Here is a 13,857-nt window from a genome sequence, read left to right as displayed (position 1 = left end):
CGACCGGCGGTGATCTGCTTCAATGACGGTCATGCCAGACCCTGAGGCCGCCCGCGCCCTGCATCAGCTGGACCTCGTAAAACCGGACGGCCGGGCCCTGACCCTGTACGGCCTGGCGCCCGTCGAGGTGACGTCGGAAGTCCCCAGCCCCAGCCCGGACCCGGTGGACGCCCGGCCGGTGCTGCGCTGGCATCCGGTGCGCGGCGAGTGGGTGATGTACGCCGCGCACCGCCTGGGGCGCACGTTCCTGCCGCCGCCCGAGTACAACCCGCTGGCGCCGACCCGCGATCCCGCGCACCCGACCGAGCTGCCGCGCGGCCGGTACGACGTGGCGGTGTTCGAGAACCGCTTCCCCAGCCTGACGCTCAACGCGCCGGACCCGGGCCCCGGGCCGGCGGACACCCGGGCGGGCGTGGGGGCGTGCGAGGTGGTGGTGTTCAGCCAGGACGCCTCGGGCCGCCTGGCGGACCTGACGGAAGCGCAGCTCACGCTGCTGCTGGGCGTGTGGGCGGACCGCACCACGCGGCTGGCGGCCACCGGGAAGATCCGCAGCGTGCTGTGTTTCGAGAACCGGGGCGTGGAGGTGGGCGTGACGCTGCACCACCCGCACGGGCAGATCTACGCCTACGATCACGTGCCGCCGGTGCCGGCGCGGGCGGCCGAGCAGATGCGCGCGTACCGCGAGGCGCATGGCCGGCCCTGGCTGGAAGACTTCGTGGCGGCTGAACGCGCCGAGGGCGTGCGCGTCATCCGGGACGAGGGCGAGGCGCTGAGCGTGGTGCCGCCCTTCGCGCGGTTCACGTACGAGACGTGGGTGCTGCCGGCGCGGCCGGTGGCCTTCCTGGCGGACCTCAGCGCCTCGGAACGCGCCGCGTTCGCGCGGGTGCTCGGGGACGCGCTGCGGCGGCTGGACGCGCTGTTCGGCGTGCGGATGCCTTACCTGCTCACGGTGCAGCAGGCGCCGCTGGACACGCCCGGCGAGGCCGGGCCGGCGACGTACCCTCTGCGGGTGGAGCTGTGCCCGTACCTGCGGGCGCCGGGCCGGCTGAAGTTCCTGGCGGGCACTGAGCAGGGCGCCGGGGAGTTCGCCAACGACAAATTCCCGGAGGTGGCCGCCGCGGAGCTGCGGGCGGCCGACCCGGCCTTCACGCCGGACAAGCCAGGAGGGCAGCAGTGAACACGCAATCACAGGGCTTCGAGGCCGTCTTCGGCCGCGCGCCGGAGGGGCAGGCGGCCGCGCCCGGCCGGGTCAACCTGCTGGGCGAGCACACCGATTACCAGGGGGGCTTCGTGCTGCCCACCGCGATTCCGCAGCACACGACCGTGACGGTGGCCCGCAACGGCACCGGCCAGCACCGGGTGTACGCCGCGGACCTGGACCAGCAGGCGGGGTTCGCGGTGTCGGGGGCGGACATGGCCGAGCTGCCGGAGTTCGCGCGGTACGTGGCGGGCGCCCTGACGCTGGGCGGCGCCCGGGAGGGCCTGGACGTGCACGTGCACAGCGACGTGCCGATGGGCGCGGGCCTGAGTTCCTCCGCGGCACTCGAGGTGGCGGTGCTGCGCGCCCTGCGGGGCCTGGGCGTGTACGACGGGGACGACGTGGCGCTGGCGCTGGCCGCGCAGCGGGTGGAGCACGAGTTCGTGGGCGTGCTGTGCGGCGTGATGGATCAGTTGGCCTCCAGCCTCGCGGACGCGCAGCACATGCTGCTGCTGGACACCCGCAGCCTGGACCGCCGGGTGCTGCCGCTGCCCGCCGGGGCGGAGGTGCTGGTCGTGGACAGCGGCGTGCCGCGCACCCTGGCCGGCAGCGGGTACAACACGCGCCGCGCAGAGGTCGAGGAGGCCGCGCGGCTCCTGGGCGTGCCGGAACTGAGGGACGTGCAGGACGTGACGGCCGTGGAGGAGCTGCCGCCGCCGCTCAGGGCCCGGGCGCGGCACGTGGTCACGGAGAATGCCCGGGTGCTGCAGGCGGTGGAGGCCGACGCTGCGGGCTTCGGGGCCCTGATGAACGCCAGTCACCACAGCCTGAGGGACGACTATGAAGTCTCGCACCCGCAGGTGGACGCGCTGGTGGCGGCATTGCAGGCGCTGCCGGACGTGTTCGGGGCGCGCATGACCGGGGCGGGGTTCGGTGGGGCGCTGGTGGCGCTGGTGCGTACCGGGACCGCAGCATCGGCCGGAAAGGCGGCGATTCAGGCGGTGGGGGGGCAGGGTCAGGTGGTGGTGCCGGCGCAGACGTGACGCAATGACCTCTTTACCAAATCTTCATGCGGCATACTCCCCGCATGCGGGATCCCTTCTGTGTGCTCCTGGTGGACGACAACCCCGCCGACCTCTTCCTGGCGCGTGAGGCCTTCGAGCAGCGGCAGGATCAGGTCGGGCTGTCCACCTGCGAGAGTGCCGCCGAGGCGCTGGCGCACCTGAGGAACCCCGAACTGCGCCTGCCGGACGTGGTGATCACGGACCTGAACATGCCGGGCATGAGCGGGCTGGAACTGGTGCAGGCCATGAAGGCCGACCCGACCCTGCAGCTGATTCCCGTGGTGGTGCTGTCCACGTCGGGCAGTTCCCTGGACGTGGAGGCCGCCTACAACCTGCATGTGAGCTCCTACATGGTCAAGGCCAGCGGCTTCGACGCGTTCGTGGAGCAGGTGGACGCCTTCATCTCCTTCTGGGTGCAGGCCCGGGTGGCCGCCGACCGCCGCCCGACCGCGTAACGCCGGCCTCAATCCCCGGCTTCCTGGGCGGCCCGCAGATGCTGGACGGTGTCCCGCAGCCAGTCTCGGTCGGCCACGGTGAGTGCCCGCAGCCGCGCCAGCGCCAGCCGCACGCCGTCCGGGAAGGGAAAGGTCATCGCGTCGTAGAAGTGCAGGTGGCCTTCCACCGCGCTCAGCCGGGCTTCCAGGGCACGGAGGCGCTCGGCCGGGGCGAGGTGCTCGGAGAACATCACGGGGATGTTGCCCTGAAGGATCAGGGCGTCCTGGGCGCGCAGGTGCTCGGCCAGTAGCGTCTGGAAGTGGGTGTGCCCGGCGGGCGTCAGGTGGTACACGCGGCGGCTGGGCCGCGCGCCGTGCTGCTCCAGGCGGCTTTCGACCAGGCCGTGGCGTTCCAGGGTGCCGAGCAGCTGGTAGGCGGTGGCCTTTTTCAGGTCGGTCACGAAGTGCAGCTGATGCTCGATGAAGTCGTTGATCTCGTAGCCGTGACGGTCCTGGCTGATCAGCAGGCCCAGCAACAGCAGGGCGCGGTCGTCGGCCGGGGGGCGGGGGGCCGGTCGTGTGGCGCGGCGCGGTCCCGTCATGCCGGCATGCTAGCGTTCCGGGCCTCTCCCCTCGATTAGTCAAGATTGACTAATTGGGGTTGAGGAATGAGACGTGCGTGAATGGGCGTGGAGGAACGACCCATGAAAAAACGCTTTGTCGTGCTTGCCCTGCTGGCCGCAGGCACCCTGACCCTGAGCGCCTGCGCCCCCGCCGTGCAGGCGCCCGGCCCGGACGGCTACCGCCTGCGCCCCGCCGTGAACGCCGAGCGGCGTGCCCTGACCGTGCCCGGCTTCGGGCAGGTCACCTACTACGCCAGCGCCGCGGGTACCGGTCGCCCGCTGGTGCTCACGCACTCCGTGAACGCCGCTGCCAGCGGCTACGAGATGAAACCCCTGTGGGAGTCGTACGCCGGGCAGCGGCCCGTGTACCTGCTGGAGTGGCCGGGCTTCGGCAGCAGTGACCGGCCGGACCTCACCTACACGCCGGAACTGATGGCCTCGGCCCTGGTCGCCCTGGTCGCGCAGCTGAACACCGAGGTGGACGTGGTGTCCCTCTCGCTGGGCAGCGAGTTCGCCGCGCGCGCTGCGCTGGCCGAGCCGCGCATCCGCAGCCTCGCCCTGATCAGCCCCTCGGGCTTCGGCCAGCCGCGCAACGGCACGCAGGACGCCGCGGCCGACGACGGCGGCCTGAAGCTGTACAACACCCTGAACTCCTTCGGGGACGTGCTGTACGGCACGCTGCGCACCCGCCCCAGCCTGTGGTACTTCCTGAGCCGCAGCTTCCGCGGCGAGGTGCCCGGCGACGTGATCGACTACGCCGCCGACACCAGCGCCCAGCCCGGCGCGAAGTACGCGCCGCTGTACTTCGTGAGCGGCCGCCTGTTCAACCCGGACGCCTACACCAACCTGTACGCCAAACTGACCGTACCCACCCTGGTGCTGTTCGACCAGGACGCGTTCGTGTCCTTCGACCGGCTGCCGCAGTTCGACGCGCTGCCCAACACCACCGTGGTGCGCATCCCCGGTACCGACGGCCTGCCGCAGTGGGAGAAGCTGCCCGAGGTCCGGGCCGCGCTGGACGCCTTCTGGAGCGCTCAGCCCTAAGGAGCGGGGTGTGGCCCGCCGTCCAGCCCGAAGGCGAACATCTGCCGGGCGGAGCGGTGGGCCGCGGCCGGCGGGGTCAGGCGCATCACGGCGTCCCGCGCGGCGCGCAGCGCGCCTGACTCCAGCTGTCCGGCCCGCCCCACCAGTCTGGACGCGCCCTGCACCTCCGCCACCCGGCGCTGGCGCAGGGCCTCGTACTGCCGCAGCGCCGCTGGTAGGTCCAGTCCGGAGCGCAGGGCCCGGGCGAGCACCCAGGCGTCCTCCAGGCCCATGGCCGCGCCCTGGCCCAGGTTGGGGGTCATGGCGTGCGCGGCGTCACCGAGCAGCGCCACGCGCCCCTGCACCCAGGACGGCAGCCTGACCTCGTGAATGTCGGTGTGAATGACCGGGGTGTCCGGCTGCATCTGCTCGAGCACCGCCGGCGCGGAACCGCCGAAACCCGCGCAGCGCGCCTGTAAGCGGGCGGCGCGGCCGTCTGGAAGTTCCCGCTGTCCTTCCTGGGCGTTCGCGGTGACGTACCCGTACACCTGCCCGCCCCCGATGGGCACCAGACCCAGCCGGCACCCACGGCCCCACAGTTCCACCGCCTCCCTGACCGGTAGTCCCGGAGGCCCCGGCACCACGAAGCGCCAGCTGGTGTACCCGGCGTACCGGGCGGGCCGCGCGCCGAAGGTGCGGCGCCGCACGTCCGAGTGCAGGCCGTCGGCGCCCACCACCACGTCGTACCGGCCGGTCGTGCCGTCGCTGAAGGTGACGTCCACGCCCTCGGCGTCCTGCCGCAGGGCGTGCAGGGTCACGCCGAACCGGACCCGGTCCTGCACGCCGCGGGCCAGCAGGGCCTGCAGGGCGGCGCGGTGCAGGGCGACCGCGCCGCCGTACGCGGCGTACCCGACGGTCTGCACGGGGCGGCCGTCCGCGGTCGTGAGGTGGGCGGCCTGGAGCGCCTGACCGGCCGCCAGCGCTTCCCCTGCGAGGCCCAGGCCCTTCATGACCCGCAGGGCGTTCACGCTGAGGATCAGCCCGGCCCCGACCGGCTGGAAAGCGGCGGCCTTCTCGATCAGCACCACGTCGGCATCCGCCCTCCGGAGGGCCTGCGCCAGGCCCAGGCCGCCGATGCCGGCCCCCACGACCAGCACGCGGGCGGTCACAGGGCCGCTCCGGCGGTGCGGCGGGCAGGGCGCTCGGCGGCCATCAGCAGCAGGGCCGGCACGATGTTCAGCCAGAACCCGCCGACCGGGGCGAGCGTGACCTGCGCGGCGGTGAGCAGCAGCAGGGCGAGGCCGGTGCCGCGCGGCAGGGCCTGCCCGGCACGGGCCGAGGCGAGGACCCCGCAGCCCCACAGCAGTTGCGGGCCGGCGAAACTGCCCAGCGAACTCCAGAAGGCCGCCTGCGTGCCGAGGTGCGCGGCCTCCCAGGAGGGAACCACGGCGCCCGGCAGGCCGTGCGGGGCCAGGGTGGACAGCTGGGGCAGCACGCTGGCGAGGGCCAGCAGCAGGTGGCCCACCGCCACGAAGATCAGGAAACGTCCGGCCCACACTTGCATATCTACTCCTCTTTGAACGTGTCTGAAATTGAACGTGTTCATCTTTAGGCATGGCTGGCCGCACCGACAGGCAAAATGTCCCAGACCGGCTGGACGCTTCCCCGCCGGTCCGCTTCGGCCCGCCTCAGTGGGCGAAAAACACCAGGTCCTGCGGCACGGTCTCCGGCCGCGGCCGGGAGACGTGACCGGCCGGCAGGGCCCGCACCAGCGCCCGCGCCTCCTCCAGGTACGCCGCGTACGGCACCTCTCCGCCCGCCGTGGCCGGCCGTGCCTCCCCGAACAGGTCCAGCGGCGCCACATCGTCCGGGTGCGTCCAGGCGCCCGTGTGCCAGTCGAACTCATACTCCCCGACAAACCGCTCACCATGCTCCGCGACGAACTCCACGGCATTCAGGATGAAGTCCGCCTCCTCGTCGGTGATCCAGGGCGCCAGGTTCAGGCGCGTCCAGCCGGGCTTCACGCCCTCCAGGTCGCTGAGGATGCACTGGAAGTACCGTTCGCTGTGCGCGTCGTCGATGCCGAGCAGGCTGTGCCCGTACGGGCCGGCGCAGGCGCAGCCGCCCCGGGCCTGAATCCCGAACAGGTCGTTGAGCAGCCGCACCACCAGCCGCGGGTGCAGGTACGCGCCGCCCGGGGCGCGCACCAGGAACGACAGGAAGGCCAGACGCGGCGCGTCCGGGTTGCCCAGCAGCTGCAACCGGGGATTGGCCTGGAACCGAGCCAGGGCCCGGCGGAACAGCTCGTGCTCGCGCTCCGTCAGCACCACCGTGCCCAGGGCTTCCTTCACGCGGAACGCCAGGGCCGCGCGAATCTTGCCCAGGATCGCGGGCGTGCCCGCGTCCTCGCGGGTCTCGATATCGTCGATGTACGCGTGCCGGCGCGGGCTGACGTACCGCACCGTGCCGCCCCCCGCGGTGCTGGGCACCTTCAGGTGGTACAGGTGCTCCTGGAAGCACAGCAGCCCTGGCGCGCCGGGCCCGCCCGCGAACTTGTGGGGACTGAGGAACACCGCGTCGTACCCGTCCGGCTGGCCGGGCTTCATGTCGATCTTTACGTACGGCCCGCTGGCGGCGAAATCGAAGAAGGCAAACGCGCCATACGCGTGCAGCATGCGCGCCACGGTGCGCGTGTCGGTCAGCAGCCCGGTGACGTTGCTGGCCGCGCTGAACGACCCGATCTTGGGCCGCCCGGCGTACTCCGGCGCCTTCAGCGCGCGCTTCAGGGCGTCCAGGTCCAGTCCCCCGCTGGGGCACAGCGGCAGCTCGACGACCTCGGCCAGCGTCTCCCGCCAGCTGACCTCGTTGCTGTGATGCTCGTACGGGCCCACGAACACCACCGGGCGCTGCTCGGGCCGCAGGGCCGCCTCCACCGCGCCGCGGTGCTCGGCCGGCACGCTGATGCCCAGGATGTCCTGCATCCGGCGCACCGCGGCGGTGCTGCCCGACCCGCAGAACACCAGCTTGCAGGTCTGATCCCCGCCGAGCTGCGCCTTGATGTACCCGGCCGCCTGGTGGGTCAGGTGCGTGCTGTGCGCCCCGGTGGCGCTGTCCTCGGTGTGCGTGTTGGCGTACAGCGGCAGCGCCAGGGTCCGGACGCGCTCCTCGACGCTGTGCAGGGCGCGGCCACTGGCGACGTAATCGGCGTACGTGACGCGCCGGTCCCCGAACGGCGTGCGGATCACGGCGTCCGTGCCGATCAGGTCGGCCCGCAGGTCAGCGAAGTTCATGGCCCAAGTGTACCCTCGCATACCCCAGGGGGCTTTCCGCCCTGCCGGCAGGGCCGGACGCCCCCGCAAGGCACCGGGCCCGGAGGCCGCAACACGGCGCGCCTTCCAGGCCCGGCTCCGCGTCCACCTACAGCGCCAGGTACGCCTCGCGCACCGCCGGGTCGCGCAGCAGGTCCGCGCCGCTGCCCTCGCGGATCACCTGCCCGTTCTCCAGCACGTACCCCCGGTCGGCCAGCTTCAGGCTCAGGCCCACGTTCTGCTCGACCAGCAGCACGCTCACGCCCTCCTCGTTCACGGCCTTCAGCGCCTGGAACACCGTCTGCGTCATCAGCGGCGAGAGGCCCAGGCTGGGCTCGTCCACCACCAGCACGCTCGGCCGGGCCATCAGCGCGCGGCCCACCGCGACCATCTGCTGCTCCCCGCCGGAAAGCGTACCGGCCAGTTGCCCGGCGCGTTCCTCCAGACGCGGAAACAGGCGGTACACCTGCCCGAGCGTCTCCGCCTGCGCGCGCGCCGCCTCGGGGCGCATGGCCGCGCCGAGCTCCAGGTTCTCCCGCACGGTCATCAGGGGAAACAGCTCCCGGCCCTCCGGCACGTGCGCCAGACCCAGTTTTACGATGTCGCTGGGCGTGGCGCGGGAGATCTCCCGGCCCCCCAGGCGGATGCTGCCCGCACTCGGGCGCACCACGCCGCTCACGGCGCGCAGGGTGGTGGTCTTCCCCGCCCCGTTCGCGCCGATCATGGCAACAAATTCGCCCGGCGCGACCCGCACCGACACGTCCCACAGCACCTGCACCTTGCCGTACCCGGCCGCGACATGCTCGATGACCAGTTCCTGTCCCACGCCGTGCGCTCCCTCCCTGCTCGCCCCGCTCATGCGTGAAGCTCCGCTTCGGTCCCCAGGTACGCGCTGACCACCTGGGGGTTGCTGGTGACCTCGCGGTAGGTGCCCTCGGCGATCACCTGGCCCTGGTCCATCACGACCACCCGGTCGGCGAGGTCCCGCACGACGGGCATGATGTGCTCGATGAACAGCACGCTCACGCCGCTGTCCCGCACGGAACGCACCAGGGCGACGGCCTCCTGCGCCTCGGCGGGCCGCAGGCCGGCCATCACCTCGTCGAGCAGCAGCACCTGAGGGCGGGTGGCGAGCGCGCGGGCGACCTCCAGCCGCTTGTCCTGCAGCAGCGTGAGTTCGTGCGCGGCCTTGTCGGCGTGCGCGGCCAGCCCGGTGCGGTCCAGCAGGTCGTAGGCGAGTTCACGCGCGGCGGGCAGGGTCGTTCCGGGCGTGCCGAACAGTGCACCGACTGTGACGTTCTCGTGTACGGTCATCTCCGGGAAGGGCCGCACGATCTGGAAGGCGCGGCCCAGGCCCAGGTGGCAGCGGTGCTCGATGGGTGAGCTGGTGACGTCCTGCCCGAGCAGGTGCAGTCGCCCGGACGTGGGCTGGTACACGCCGGACAGCAGGTTCAGCAGCGTGGTCTTCCCGGCGCCGTTCGGGCCGATCACCGCCAGGATCTCCCCGGCGAACTGCGTGAACGACACGTTCTGCACGGCCAGCAGCCCCCCGAAGCGCTTGCTGAGGCCGTCGGCGCGCAGCACGACCGGCCCGTTCGGGGCGGGCACGGCTGGAATGGGCGCGGCGGCGGTCACAGGTCTCCTCCGTGCCGGCCGCGGCGCAGCAGGCCGATCACGCCGCGCGGCAGCCACAGGATGCTCAGGATCAGCACCAGGCCGTACACGACCAGGTACCCGTTTTTCACGATGTTGTGCAGCAGTTCCTCGGCGATGCGCAGGACCGTGGCGCCCAGCACCGGCCCGAGGGTGGTGTACAGCCCCCCGAAGATGCTGGTGGTGAGCGGCGCGATGGAGTTCGCGAGGCTGAAGGTCTCCAGCGGGTTCAGGAAGAAGGTCTTCCCGGCGTACAGCACGCCCGCCAGGGCCGCGAGCACGCTGGAGATGAAGAAGGCCAGCAGCTTGTACCGGACCACGCTCACGCCCAGCACCCGGGCGGTCTCCTCGCCCTGGCGGATCGCGGCGAAGGCGTGGTGCAGCCGCGTGAGGCGCACCGCGAGGCTCACCCCGACGGTCAGCAGCAGGACCAGCAGCGCGAAGAAGTACTGCTGCCGGGAATTGCCGCCCAGCAGCGCGGGCACCAGGATGCCGGTCGCGCCGCCCGCCACGGACTCCGGCAGGTTCTGGATCACGGTCCGCACGACCTCGGTAAACGCCAGCGTGGCGATCGCGAAGTACATGCCGCTCAGGCGCATGGTGACCATGCCCAGCAGCAGGCTGAAGAGTCCCGCGATCAGGGCGGCCAGCGGCATGGCGGCCAGCCACGGCAGGCCCGCTTTCATCAGCAGGGCGTAGCTGTACGCGCCCAGACCGTAGAACGCCGCGTGCGCCAGCGACACCTGCCCGCTGCGGGCCAGGATGTCCCACGACAGGGCCATGGTGCCGGCCACCAGCGTGAAGAACCCGATCTGAAGCAGGAATTCACGGCGATCGCCGAACGGCAGGAACGGGAAGATCAGCGCCACGGCGAAGAAGATCAGCAGCGGCAGCAGTTTGCCGAACGTGAAGTCGGGCGTGCGGGCCGAGCGGGTCACGGGCGCGGCGGGCAGGGTGGTGGCCTTGCTCATCACCGCGCCCCCCGGAAGCTGCGCCACACCAGCGTCAGGAAGATCATCAGGAAGAACACCGCGTCGCTCCAGCCGCCGCCCGATGGCACGTAGGTCTGCACCAGCGCTTCCGAGACGCCCAGCACCACCGACGCCCACAGCACCCCGGTCAGGTTCCCCAGGCCCGCCATCACGATGATCGCGAAGGCCTTGAGGGCGAAGACCAGGCCGACCGTCGGGGAGGCGAACAGGAGCACCGCCGCGAGCGTCCCGGCGACCGCCGCCAGCCCGCACGACACGCCGAACGCGATCAGGTACACGCGGTCCACGTTGATGCCGATCAGCTGCGCGCCCCGGCGGTTCTGCGCCACGGCCCGCATCTGACGGCCCAGGGTGGTGCGGTACAGCACCGCGTACAGAGCCGCGAGAATCCCGGCGGCGAACGCGAACGCGATGGCCTTCGGCCCGCCGATGCTGATCTCCCCGAGGCTCAGGCTGCTCGCCTGGTACGGCGTGGTCACGGAGCGGGTGTTGCCGCCCATCCACATCAGCGCCAGGTTCTGCAGCAGGATGCTCACCCCGAAAGTCAGCAGCATCTGGTTGAGTTCCGGCGCGAGCAGCACGTGCCGGATGGTCGTGCGGTACGTCAGGGCCCCCACGCCGAACACGGCCAGCGCCACGACCGGCAGCGCCAGCAGTGGGTCCACGCCCAGCATGGCGCTGGCCGCCCAGGCCAGGAACGCCCCGATCATCAGGTACTCGCCGTGCGCGAAGTTCACGATCCCGACCACGCCGACCGCCAGGGCCAGCCCGGAGGCGACCAGGGCGTAGATCCCGCTTTGCAGCAGGCCGTTCACCAGCGTCTGAATGAAAAGTTCCATCTCACCTCTCTCTTCCCGTCTTGTCCCCGCCGCGGCGAGGCGAAGGGGGCCGCCGTCACCTGCCGGCGGCCCCGCTGCGTGGAGGCTTACTTGCTCCAGGAAGTGGTTTTCTTCGCGGCCTTCAGCGGGAAGACCGGCACGCGGTCGTCGCTGTCGGTGTACTGGAAGCTCAGCCAGCTGCCGGCCTTGAAGCCCTGGTACTGCGTCTTGAGGCTCTTGGTGAAGGTCAGCGGCCCGAAGGGCGTGCGGACGTTGGTCTTGGCGAGTTCCGCGGCGACCTTGTCCTTGTCGGTGCTGCCGGCCTTGTTGATGGCGGCGGCCAGCGTCTTGAGGTTCACGTACGCGAGCGGCGCGAAGTACTCCTCGGTGATGTTCCCGAACTTCTTCTTGTACGCGGCCACGAACGCGCGGCTCTCGGTGTTCGGCGTGCTGGGCAGCCACAGGCTCAGGCCGCCGACGTTCTCCGCCAGGCGGTTCTTCTCGAACCCGACCGGCCAGCTGGGCGGCGTGCCGTAGATCAGGCCGACCTGCAGGTTCTGCTGTTTGATCTCGGTGGCCAGCGGCAGGGCGTCGGTGTCGTACCCGACCCAGTACAGGATGTCGGGCTTGGCGGCCTTGGCCTTGCTGACCAGCGGCCCGAAGTTCCCGCTGCCGGTCTTGAACTTCTCGGTCATGACCACGTTGAAGCCGGCCTTCTTGAATGCGGCGACGGTGTCGTTGATCCCGGCCGACCCGAATGGACCGTCCTCGTACGCGATGGCGATGTTGCGGGCTTTTTTCGTGCCGCGCAGGTGCTTGAAGTAGTCGAGGATGGCCTCGAAGTTGTAGTACGACCACGGGTGGTAGTGGAAGAAGTACTTGTGGTCGGCGAAGGCGTCCTCGACAGGCACGGCGGCCGCGCCGATCCAGGCCATGAAGGTGTTGTACTGCTTGGCCGGGCCGGAAATGGCGATGGAGGTGGCGCTGCTCACGCCGCCCACCATGAAGTCCACCTTCTCCACGGTCACGAGCTTCACGAACTCGGGCACGGCCTTCGCGGGGGCGCTGCCGTCATCCGCGAACTCCAGTTCCAGGGGCCGGCCGAGCACGCCGCCGGCCTTGTTGATCTCGTCCAGGGCGAGAAGGTACCCGTTGCGGGCGGCCTGGCCGCTGACACTGCCGGCGCCGCTCAGGGGAAGGAGAGCGCCGACCTTCACGGCCGAGCCCACGCTGGACATGGAAAGCGTCACCAGGACGCCCGTCAGAAGCATTCTTTTCATGTTCCCCCGGAGTGTAGGCAGGCCACGTCACACCACCGTTACAGCACGCCCCAGGTGAAGGAACCTGGGCGGCAGAAGAGTTGCCTCGGTCCTTCGGGAATCCATGCGAGCCGCCCGAATATCACATCGCCGAATCCCCTTGAACGTGTGATGGACGGCATTCGCAGACCCGCTCCATGATTGTGGTGCATATCCTGGGCGGCCCGTGCATACCGCAGTATTCTTGTTGTCATCAAAGCCGCTCCGTGCGGCTTTTTCCTTTGGCCGTGCAGGGCGGTTCAGGTGGGCCGGCCCAGCAGTGCCTGACGCTGGGCCTCGCTGTGATACGCCCGGATCTCCTCCGGGCCGAGCGTGACCGTACCGCCCTCATCGCTGGGGGTCACCCAGCCGCTGCCCGTGTCAAGGGTGAAGGCCCCGTAGTCCGGCAGCTCATCCCACAGGTCCGCGGCGGCCTGCAATTCCGGCAGCAGGGCCCCAGCCGTCTCGCCTTCGTCCCGCTGGACGACGCACCACCCGGCAATGGGATACCGGGGCTGGTGGGCGGGGCCTAGGCAGTCCACGCCGAAATGCACTTTCCGGATGCCCTGGACAGAGAGGGCGCTTCCGAGTTCCCGCAGTTCCGTCGAATAGCTCACGCTGAACTCGTCGAGTAGGCTGAAGCCGCCCCCGTCGCCGGCCTCCTCCTCCAAGAGCTGTCGCCGGGCGTCGGTGTGGTAGTTGCGCAGGACGTTCTCCTCGGTGGCGACCTGCCCGCCCTGCCGGTCCAGCGTCAGGGACGCCGTGGCCACCTCGAAGGTGTAGGGCTGGCAGTACCGCACGGCCCACAGGAAGACGTCCTCGCTTAGTTCCTCCGGCCAGTGCTCCAGTTCCACCACGCGGCCGTCCTCGTACTCGTACACCGCGTAATCGGCGGGTTCGCCGTCGTCGTTGACGTAGTCCACGCCATAGTGCAGGCGCCGCACGCCCTGCGCCTGGAGGGTGCGTGCCGCGGCGCGCAGGGCGCCGGCATGCCGCGCCTGGACCTCAAGCAGCGCACGGTCGATGTCATTCATCGTCCGCCCCCAGAACCGCCCCCTTGGGCCGGGTGGCGCGGCGCGGTACCGCTTCCCCCTCCAGGCGGGTGCGCAGCCCGCGCGCGCCCACGGCCATCCAGGGGCGCAGCGGCAGTTCCCCCAACCAGTCCTGCACGGTGGGGATGGTGCCGCCCATGTCCTCCTGCACGTGCTGCTCACCGATCACGCGCACCGGCACGTGCCGCCCCATGGAGTTTACCAGGGTGGGGCCGTGCACCTGCTCGCACAGGAAGATTCCGAAACTGGAGTGCAGCAGGGCACGGTGCCGGGCGTCCGGCAGGTGCGCCTTGGTCTGGTCGAACCACTGGTGGATGCCCAGGTAGTCCTCGGGGGCGCCGCCAAACCGGCGGGCGCTGGAGACGGCGTGATGCCAGGGATGCGCCATGCGGCC

General features: G+C 71.0%; 15 protein-coding genes. 4 read left to right on the top strand and 11 right to left on the bottom strand.

The annotated features are described in order from the left end of the window. Positions 1 to 31: 31 nt before the first annotated feature. Genes galT through DFI_RS17840 form a run of 3 tightly spaced genes read left to right on the top strand, consistent with a single transcriptional unit; the run spans position 32 to position 2,717 of the window. Entirely contained in the window at positions 32 to 1,177 is a 1,146-nt protein-coding gene (gene galT, locus DFI_RS17850) for a galactose-1-phosphate uridylyltransferase (protein ID WP_051307518.1), read from the top strand. Then, positions 1,174 to 2,241, top strand: coding sequence for a galactokinase (gene galK, locus DFI_RS17845; RefSeq protein WP_027462255.1), 1,068 nt, complete (start codon positions 1,174 to 1,176; stop codon positions 2,239 to 2,241). Before galT ends, galK begins: the two co-directional genes overlap by 4 nt. 44 nt (positions 2,242 to 2,285) lie before the next feature. Beyond that, entirely contained in the window at positions 2,286 to 2,717 is a 432-nt protein-coding gene (locus tag DFI_RS17840) for a response regulator (protein ID WP_043777262.1), read from the top strand. A gap of 8 nt (positions 2,718 to 2,725) precedes the next feature. On the opposite strand, the gene DFI_RS17835 is transcribed toward DFI_RS17840, so the two are convergent. Then, positions 2,726 to 3,298: a PadR family transcriptional regulator gene (locus tag DFI_RS17835; protein ID WP_051307517.1), complete on the bottom strand. Its 573-nt coding sequence runs from the start codon at positions 3,296 to 3,298 to the stop codon at positions 2,726 to 2,728. 102 nt (positions 3,299 to 3,400) lie between these two features. Between DFI_RS17835 and DFI_RS17830 the strand changes: the two genes are divergently transcribed. After that, positions 3,401 to 4,363, top strand: a complete 963-nt coding sequence (locus tag DFI_RS17830) for an alpha/beta fold hydrolase (RefSeq protein WP_027462253.1) — start codon at positions 3,401 to 3,403, stop codon at positions 4,361 to 4,363. On the opposite strand, the gene DFI_RS17825 is transcribed toward DFI_RS17830, so the two are convergent. The 10 genes from DFI_RS17825 to DFI_RS17785 all read right to left on the bottom strand — a co-directional run bounded on the left by DFI_RS17825 (position 4,360) and on the right by DFI_RS17785 (position 13,851). Then, positions 4,360 to 5,511, bottom strand: a complete 1,152-nt coding sequence (locus DFI_RS17825; protein WP_051307516.1) for an FAD-dependent monooxygenase — start codon at positions 5,509 to 5,511, stop codon at positions 4,360 to 4,362. The two genes, DFI_RS17830 and DFI_RS17825, sit on opposite strands and share 4 nt — an antisense overlap. Further along, a complete protein-coding gene (locus tag DFI_RS20355) occupies positions 5,508 to 5,906 on the bottom strand; it encodes a DUF6463 family protein (protein ID WP_027462252.1) in 399 nt (132 codons plus the stop codon). The genes DFI_RS17825 and DFI_RS20355 overlap by 4 nt, the downstream gene beginning before the upstream one ends. A 124-nt stretch (positions 5,907 to 6,030) precedes the next feature. Next, positions 6,031 to 7,632, bottom strand: a complete 1,602-nt coding sequence (locus DFI_RS17820; RefSeq protein ID WP_043777260.1) for an aminotransferase class V-fold PLP-dependent enzyme — start codon at positions 7,630 to 7,632, stop codon at positions 6,031 to 6,033. Positions 7,633 to 7,759: 127 nt separating this feature from the next. Next, positions 7,760 to 8,509 (bottom strand): ABC transporter ATP-binding protein, encoded by a 750-nt coding sequence (locus DFI_RS17815; RefSeq protein WP_051307515.1) that lies wholly within the window; start codon positions 8,507 to 8,509, stop codon positions 7,760 to 7,762. After that, positions 8,506 to 9,285, bottom strand: a complete 780-nt coding sequence (locus tag DFI_RS17810; RefSeq protein ID WP_248632515.1) for an ABC transporter ATP-binding protein — start codon at positions 9,283 to 9,285, stop codon at positions 8,506 to 8,508. The genes DFI_RS17815 and DFI_RS17810 overlap by 4 nt, the downstream gene beginning before the upstream one ends. Further along, a complete protein-coding gene (locus DFI_RS17805; RefSeq protein ID WP_081425771.1) occupies positions 9,282 to 10,274 on the bottom strand; it encodes a branched-chain amino acid ABC transporter permease in 993 nt (330 codons plus the stop codon). Before DFI_RS17805 ends, DFI_RS17810 begins: the two co-directional genes overlap by 4 nt. After that, entirely contained in the window at positions 10,274 to 11,134 is an 861-nt protein-coding gene (locus DFI_RS17800; protein ID WP_022802783.1) for a branched-chain amino acid ABC transporter permease, read from the bottom strand. The genes DFI_RS17805 and DFI_RS17800 overlap by 1 nt, the downstream gene beginning before the upstream one ends. An 86-nt stretch (positions 11,135 to 11,220) precedes the next feature. Beyond that, positions 11,221 to 12,393: an ABC transporter substrate-binding protein gene (locus DFI_RS17795; RefSeq protein WP_027462247.1), complete on the bottom strand. Its 1,173-nt coding sequence runs from the start codon at positions 12,391 to 12,393 to the stop codon at positions 11,221 to 11,223. A gap of 278 nt (positions 12,394 to 12,671) precedes the next feature. Continuing rightward, positions 12,672 to 13,445 (bottom strand): hypothetical protein, encoded by a 774-nt coding sequence (locus DFI_RS17790; protein ID WP_027462246.1) that lies wholly within the window; start codon positions 13,443 to 13,445, stop codon positions 12,672 to 12,674. Beyond that, positions 13,438 to 13,851, bottom strand: a complete 414-nt coding sequence (locus DFI_RS17785) for a DUF6915 family protein (protein WP_027462245.1) — start codon at positions 13,849 to 13,851, stop codon at positions 13,438 to 13,440. The genes DFI_RS17790 and DFI_RS17785 overlap by 8 nt, the downstream gene beginning before the upstream one ends. Between the last annotated feature and the right edge of the window lie 6 nt (positions 13,852 to 13,857).

Source organism: Deinococcus ficus (assembly GCF_003444775.1).
In the GTDB taxonomy this organism is placed as follows: Bacteria; Deinococcota; Deinococci; order Deinococcales; family Deinococcaceae; genus Deinococcus; species Deinococcus ficus.
The sequence above is the reverse complement of the archived record's forward strand: the minus strand, read 5'-3'. Positions and strand labels throughout refer to the sequence as shown.

Coding starts and splice junctions, on each gene's coding strand:
- DFI_RS20355 (WP_027462252.1), bottom strand. CDS start 5,906: ATGCAAGTGTGGGCCGGACGTTTCCTGATCTTCGTGGCGGTGGGCCAC.
- DFI_RS17815 (WP_051307515.1), bottom strand. CDS start 8,509: ATGAGCGGGGCGAGCAGGGAGGGAGCGCACGGCGTGGGACAGGAACTG.
- DFI_RS17800 (WP_022802783.1), bottom strand. CDS start 11,134: ATGGAACTTTTCATTCAGACGCTGGTGAACGGCCTGCTGCAAAGCGGG.
- DFI_RS17795 (WP_027462247.1), bottom strand. CDS start 12,393: ATGAAAAGAATGCTTCTGACGGGCGTCCTGGTGACGCTTTCCATGTCC.
- galT (WP_051307518.1), top strand. CDS start 32: ATGCCAGACCCTGAGGCCGCCCGCGCCCTGCATCAGCTGGACCTCGTA.
- DFI_RS17830 (WP_027462253.1), top strand. CDS start 3,401: ATGAAAAAACGCTTTGTCGTGCTTGCCCTGCTGGCCGCAGGCACCCTG.
- DFI_RS17835 (WP_051307517.1), bottom strand. CDS start 3,298: ATGACGGGACCGCGCCGCGCCACACGACCGGCCCCCCGCCCCCCGGCC.
- DFI_RS17805 (WP_081425771.1), bottom strand. CDS start 10,274: ATGAGCAAGGCCACCACCCTGCCCGCCGCGCCCGTGACCCGCTCGGCC.
- DFI_RS17840 (WP_043777262.1), top strand. CDS start 2,286: ATGCGGGATCCCTTCTGTGTGCTCCTGGTGGACGACAACCCCGCCGAC.
- DFI_RS17820 (WP_043777260.1), bottom strand. CDS start 7,632: ATGAACTTCGCTGACCTGCGGGCCGACCTGATCGGCACGGACGCCGTG.
- DFI_RS17790 (WP_027462246.1), bottom strand. CDS start 13,445: ATGAATGACATCGACCGTGCGCTGCTTGAGGTCCAGGCGCGGCATGCC.
- DFI_RS17785 (WP_027462245.1), bottom strand. CDS start 13,851: ATGGCGCATCCCTGGCATCACGCCGTCTCCAGCGCCCGCCGGTTTGGC.